4 protein-coding genes are annotated in these 6,041 nt (G+C 48.8%); all 4 read left to right on the top strand.

Translation table 11 applies throughout. The features are described 5' to 3' along the window. A partial coding sequence (locus QZP87_RS04240) for a hypothetical protein (protein ID WP_291321675.1) occupies positions 1-289 on the top strand: 289 nt, incomplete at its 5' end. 697 nt (positions 290-986) lie between these two features. Beyond that, positions 987-2,078: a tetratricopeptide repeat protein gene (locus QZP87_RS04235; protein WP_291321674.1), complete on the top strand. Its 1,092-nt coding sequence runs from the start codon at positions 987-989 to the stop codon at positions 2,076-2,078. Positions 2,079-2,540: 462 nt separating this feature from the next. After that, positions 2,541-4,832 (top strand): efflux RND transporter periplasmic adaptor subunit, encoded by a 2,292-nt coding sequence (locus QZP87_RS04230; protein ID WP_291321673.1) that lies wholly within the window; start codon positions 2,541-2,543, stop codon positions 4,830-4,832. A 61-nt stretch (positions 4,833-4,893) separates the two neighbouring features. Beyond that, a partial coding sequence (locus QZP87_RS04225; RefSeq protein WP_291321672.1) for a condensation domain-containing protein occupies positions 4,894-6,041 on the top strand: 1,148 nt, incomplete at its 3' end.

Here is a 6,041-nt window from a genome sequence, read left to right as displayed (position 1 = left end):
TAGATTGAGCTCAAGAGAGCAATTTCCAGGTACAGTACATTTGATGCTCGGTGAAATCTACTGGAAAAACGGTCAATCTGATATGGCAATGGACGAGTACAGGGCAATGTTGTTACGTTCTGAAAACCTGTTGAAGAAACATCCCGAGTTGGCAATAATCAACAATGAAGAAGCCGAAACAGGAGAAATGCTTAAGAAATTCAGGCACCTGCTCGACTCACTGGGCCTGAATCCATTCACGCTGACAGTAAGCCAGGCCATGAATAATGATCTCAGCACTGAACATTGATTCAGGGGGGTTCTCGGTGTTGATTGCCGGCAATCAAGTCTAACGCGGGCTATGCCCGCAACCCAAAAAACATTTTCTCAGGCAAAGGCGCCCCGGTTAAACCCTGCTGCGCAGGAACGCTTTCAGCGGTGTTTAACGCCCATTAAAACGCCCTCTGTCAAGAGACAATACTATCCCTATCGGGGCAAGCAGGGTTTCAGGAATAAGCCACCAGTCTTTTTCCGCGACCCTGCGCGGAAAAAGAGGCCCCTTCAGGGCGACATCCGAAAAAAGAAGGAAGCTCATACAACCACCCCCGGCCTTAAGAAGTGTGGGAGTATGGGCGTATGGGAGTGTGGGAGTCAAAATATCTTTACACCCACACATGGATACCCCCATACACCCATACTTTCTTCCTAAGGGAGGGGAGTTTACGCCGTGCCCCTGATCCTATACAAAGAAGCAGGCCCAGTTAAACCCTGCTATGCAGGAAATCCTTCGGATTTGTTTAATCACGCCATAGGCGTGACAAGCAGGATGTCAGAAACAGTTACCAACATGTTTGTTTGAAATTTGTGCTAAGCTCCTAAAATGTTACAGATGTCTTATTTTTTGGGACAAATGGGTCCCGGAAGAGCCAGTCCCCGTGCTACATGCAAAGCGCTGACAGATACAGATATTTAATTAAGCCTGAGATACCAGGTTTGGAGAGAGAATAATGCAACACAAGGAATTTCGTGCCCGGACCGGCAAAAACATCAAGTCTCTAGTTCAGCAGGCCAAAAACTTCACAAAAGAACAACGTTTAGATGAGGCTCTGACCACCTACGAAGATGTGTTGAAAGAAAACCCCGAAGCAGCGGGCGCGTATATGGGTATCGGGAAAATACATTTACGAAAAGGCCGGCTTGATAAAGCGGAAGAATACTTCACAGGAGCTTTGCACGTCACCAGAAAAGTCGCCCCGGTCCTGACCATGTTGGCCAGTGTCGCCTGGAAGCGAGGTGATGTGAACAAGGCTCTGAAAATGAGCCAGGAAGCCCTGGATTCCGACCCGAAGCTGATTCAGGCCGCTCTGATGAGAGGCAAGATACTGTTGCAGGCCGAGCACTATGAAGAGGCCCGGGTGATCGTTGCTGAAACACTCAAATACAACCCCAACTCCAATGAGGCTGAAATCCTTCTTGCCAGAATATTTCTGAAAATGGATCGAACAAATGAAGCCATTGATCATCTGAACAGGCTGCTGGTTCGTGATCCAAGCTCCTGGTCTGCATATTTTATTCTGGCCCAGATACATCTGCGCTGCAAAGAGTATGAGTCGGCAAGCAATGCTGCAGGCAACAGCCTGCGCATCAACCCTGACAATCCCCGGGCCTCCCTTTGCCTGAGCCAGGCCCTGCTGGGGACTGCACAATATCTTAAGGCCGTAGATATTCTGGAAAACCTGCTGGCAGAGCAGCCTGATATGTGGAATGTGAAGATGCTGCTGTCCTGGGCCTACTTCTTGAATAATGATCTGGAGGCGGCAAAAACCCTTTTGAAGAGGATGGCAGCCGGCATCAGGAATCTTGGTGCAGTACATTTTCTGCTGGGAGATGTTTACACAGCACAAGAGCTTTTCCAGGCTGCTACTGCTGAGTACAAGGCAGCAGTTCTTCATTCAGAAGACCTGGTTGAAAAATATCCGGCGTTAAAGGAACTGGCTGAAAAAGAAATGTCTGACAGAGACAAGGCATCAGCTTTCAAGCAACTCCTCTCAGAAATCCGAGGGAACTCTTTCGAGGGGATGTTTGAAGAATCAGAGTAGAACCCACCTGACTTAATGCCTGCAACAGGTTCTGCAAGAATTCCCTGCCACGCTTCTCAGCGTGGCTCCTGTTTTTTGTGAGCCCGGGAACTGGAGGATATTTCAGGGCAGGCAGGGTTTCAGGGGTAAGTCAAAAGTAATCATTCAGGGGGATGCCGAAACCGGCCCGGGGACAGTCCCCAGGCCTGGTGCCAGCAATCAAAACCGAGGTCCCCCTGAATGGTTACAGTCTAACGCGGGCTTTGCCCGCAACCCAATAAAGAAAAGAGCTTTTTTGACAGGATTAACAGGATTAAGAGATTGATGAAGAGAATGACTGCAAAATGTCATTTTTGCAGTCACAGACGTCAGAGATCAGAGGCCAGAGGTCAGTAAAAACAAAGAGTTATATAGATTGTTAATTCCTGAATTATTCATTTCCCGACTTTTTGCAGATGCATCTTAAAAGAGTATTTATATCACATGAAGCTGGTAGCAGATGATGTAAGAATTGCAGCTGACGAGTCATCCCCCGGCCATTTCACCGCAGAAAAGCCGGGGTCGAAGAAAGCTCTGCGGATTACTGCAGCTGAAGCGTTTCTTATGGAAGGAATGCGCCGGCCATACAGTGAGATTGTACTTCTAAGCAGGTGCAATTCCCGGTTCAGTGAAAATATCAAGCCCGGCGACTTGAAAAGGCTGATCCAGGACCTGGATGAAGCGGGCATGATCAGTGATGAGAATCCCCACGACAGCCACCAGGCAGAAACCCTCCCCGGGACATCCGGTACGAGCCGGACAGATACCCATGACCCCGATGACAGAACCACCTTTCGAAACCACTGGTCCCTGTTCAACCCGCAGACATTACTGGACTACACGCTCAAAGCCTTCGGCTTCCTGCGGCATTTTCATGTTATGGTCCTCCTGTTTTTTGCCGTTTCTATCGTTGGGTTTGTTAACAACCTGGGACCTTTTCTTGCCGACATATCCGAGATCAGAAGCAATGTCACCATTTTGCACCGCATTCTTTTTGCACTGCTGACCATAAACTTTATTACGCAATTTTTCCGGGGGTTGACTGCCAGGCATTTCGGATTTGAAACACCCAGTTTCGGCATGACCCTGGTTTTCGGCCTCTTGCCAAGATTCAATTTACGTACCATCATTCCCGAAGATTCAACGCGCAAAGCCCGCCTCTGGTTTTTTGGCTCACCCATCTATGTAAGGTTTATCACTTTCCCCCTGGGAATCTTTATGTGGCTGGCTGCGAGGGATCTCGGAACTTCTTTATCCGTCATCGGCATCAGCCTTTCCATGGTCACTGTAATTTCATGCCTGTTTGTGGTCAATCCTTTGTTTGGAGGAGCAGGATACCGCTTCATGGGCGAATATTTTGAGGTTCCCAATCTGCGCAAAAAGGCCTTTGCACGCCTCAAGGCTGTATTTTCCAAAAGACCTTCTGTTGTGATGCAGTATATGGATCCTTCTCCTGCGGTACTTGTGTATGGGATTTCATCTGTGCTGTTTACCCTGGTACTGGCTGGACTTATAGGAGCCATGGTAGCCAGCCGGCTTGAGGCGAACCTGCACGGCCTGGGTGTGGCGATTTTTCTTCTGGTGCTTATTTACCTTTTTTTTCGTTTCTGGTATCAGGGACTTGTGAACATTCTGCGCCGCAAGAAAGCACAATCCCTGGCCGATTCACCCCGCTCAAGACAAGCAGACTCTCCTTCACCAAAAAACTGGAGAAACAAGATCCGAGTCAGGCCACGACATGTGATCATAGCAGCCCTTATCGGCGCATGCTTCATTCCCTACCAGTATGAAAGCGGCGGAAAGGCAGAGGTCTTTCCTGTTGCATCCGCCCAAATCTACTCCGAGTATCCCAGGATACTGGAGCAGGTTTATTTCGACGGAGGAGAATTCCTTGAGGCCGGAACAGTAGTCGCGGTTCTGTCCAACGAACGGCAAGAACACGATGTGGCAAAAACACTTAAAGAGATTGAAAAACAGAAGCAGCTGCTTAATGTCCTGCTGACCACGCCTTCGCAGGAGCAGTTGAAGCTGGCGGAAGAGCAGTTGAATAAGTCTCAACTGCAGCTTCGATACAGGCTGCAGCATATGGAGGCTTTTGAAAAACTTTATCGGGATAACACCATAACTTTTTTTGAATATCAAAAGGAACTCGAGCAGTTGGAGCTTGCTCACCAATCGGTGAAAACAGCAAAGGCAAACCTGGACCATATCACCACCCAGGTCAACAAGCATGAGATTGAGTCGGCCAGAATCGAAATCGCCATACTGCAGGAACAACTTGCATACTACCAGGAGGTACTGGAGCGTACACGGCTGAAAATGCCTATAGACGGCATGCTTGTCACAATGAATCTGAAGAATCTCCAGAACAGCTTTATTGATGATGGAGAACTCTTCGCCGAAGTCGAGGATACTTCAAGCGTCCGTGTTGAAATCCAGATTCCCGAAGGTGACATGGACCAGGTCTCGACAGGTGACTCAGTCAGGCTCAGGCTTCAGGCGTATTCTGACCGCCTCTTCAATTGCAGCATTGAAAAAATCCATCCCACTGTCATCCAGGAAGAATCCAGACGATTGGCAATAATGGAATGTATAATCAACAACAATCAAGGTGAGCTGAAATCTGGCATGACAGGTTTCGCCAAGGTCGAGGGGGATAAAATGCCCGCAATATCAGCATTTACCCGTACCCTGGTCCGGTTGATCCGAATTGAAGCATGGTCTTGGCTGCCTTGATGGTTTTGTGGTAACCGTGAATGGGCACGCTTTTTTTCAAGCTCAAGGATAATGGTTGATAATGAAGGAAGATACCAAGTTACATAAATTGAAAATCAATCCGGAAAATGTCGAAGATGTGTACAGCCTGTCGCCCCTGCAGCAGGGTATGCTTTTTCATACCCTTCGAGACAAAGGGGTGGGCATGTATATCAGCCAGTCGGTCTCCCGGTATGACAATCTCGATACAGAAGCCTTTCAAAGAGCCTGGCGGCTGATTATCGACCGCCATACCATCCTTCGTACATCTTTTCACTGGGATGATCCTGAAAAGCCGGTACAGGTCGTCCATGGCAACGTTGATTTACCGTTTACTTACCAGGACTGGCGTGTCCTTCCCCCTTCTGAACAGAATTCCCGCCTTAGAAAACTGCAGCAGGAGGAAAGAGAGAATGGCTTTGATCTCAACCGCGCTCCGCTGATCAAGTTCACTGTGATCCAGGTGTCAAAAACTCATTGGTTCTGCGTAAACACCCACCACCATATCATTCTGGACGGCTGGTCCGGAGCACTGCTGGCAAAAGAATTCAGAAAAGCTTATGAGGATCTCTCACGGGGAGGTATACCCACCTTTGAACCACCCATTCCATTCGGCAGATATATCCGCTGGCTGGAGTCACAGGACCACGAAGCAGTCGAAGATTTCTGGAAGAAGCATATTGGATCAGTATCCCGGCCTACCCCTTTGCCTGCTGAACGTGAAACCGGAGACAAGACCCGCATAAGAATGCATGTCGAATCCTGGGGATTCAGGCTGGATGACCATACAGCCCAAAGAGTGGATCTTTTTGCAAAAAAATGCAGGGTGACCCTCAATACGGTCATTCAATCGGCCTGGCCTTTGCTGCTCAGCAGATACAGCGGTACAAAATCGGTCATATTCGGCATCGTGGTGTCCGGGCGGCCGCCTGAACTCAACGGAGTTGAGAAAATCGTGGGCATGTTTTTGAATACTGTTCCCTTTCGGGTCACAGTTGAAGATAATCTTTCCGTCAGGGACTGGTTGCAGAAAATACATACTGACAGGATAGAGCTGCAGCGCTTCGAACATTCCCCGCTTATGCTGGTTCAGCAGTGGAGCTGCATACCTGGAGGAATCCCGCTGTTCAACAGCATTGTGGCCCGAAAAGACGTTACCCAGGCTGCTCAGGCTTCGCGAAGGGCTCGTGG

Origin of the sequence: Desulfonatronospira sp. (assembly GCA_003563255.1) — a bacterium.
Lineage (GTDB): Bacteria > Desulfobacterota > Desulfovibrionia > Desulfovibrionales > Desulfonatronovibrionaceae > Desulfonatronospira.
This window is presented reverse-complemented; position numbering and strand designations above follow the sequence as displayed.

Bases quoted from the DNA above. Each gene is read 5' to 3' on its own strand.
- QZP87_RS04235 (WP_291321674.1), top strand. From the start codon at position 987: ATGCAACACAAGGAATTTCGTGCCCGGACCGGCAAAAACATCAAGTCT.
- QZP87_RS04230 (WP_291321673.1), top strand. From the start codon at position 2,541: ATGAAGCTGGTAGCAGATGATGTAAGAATTGCAGCTGACGAGTCATCC.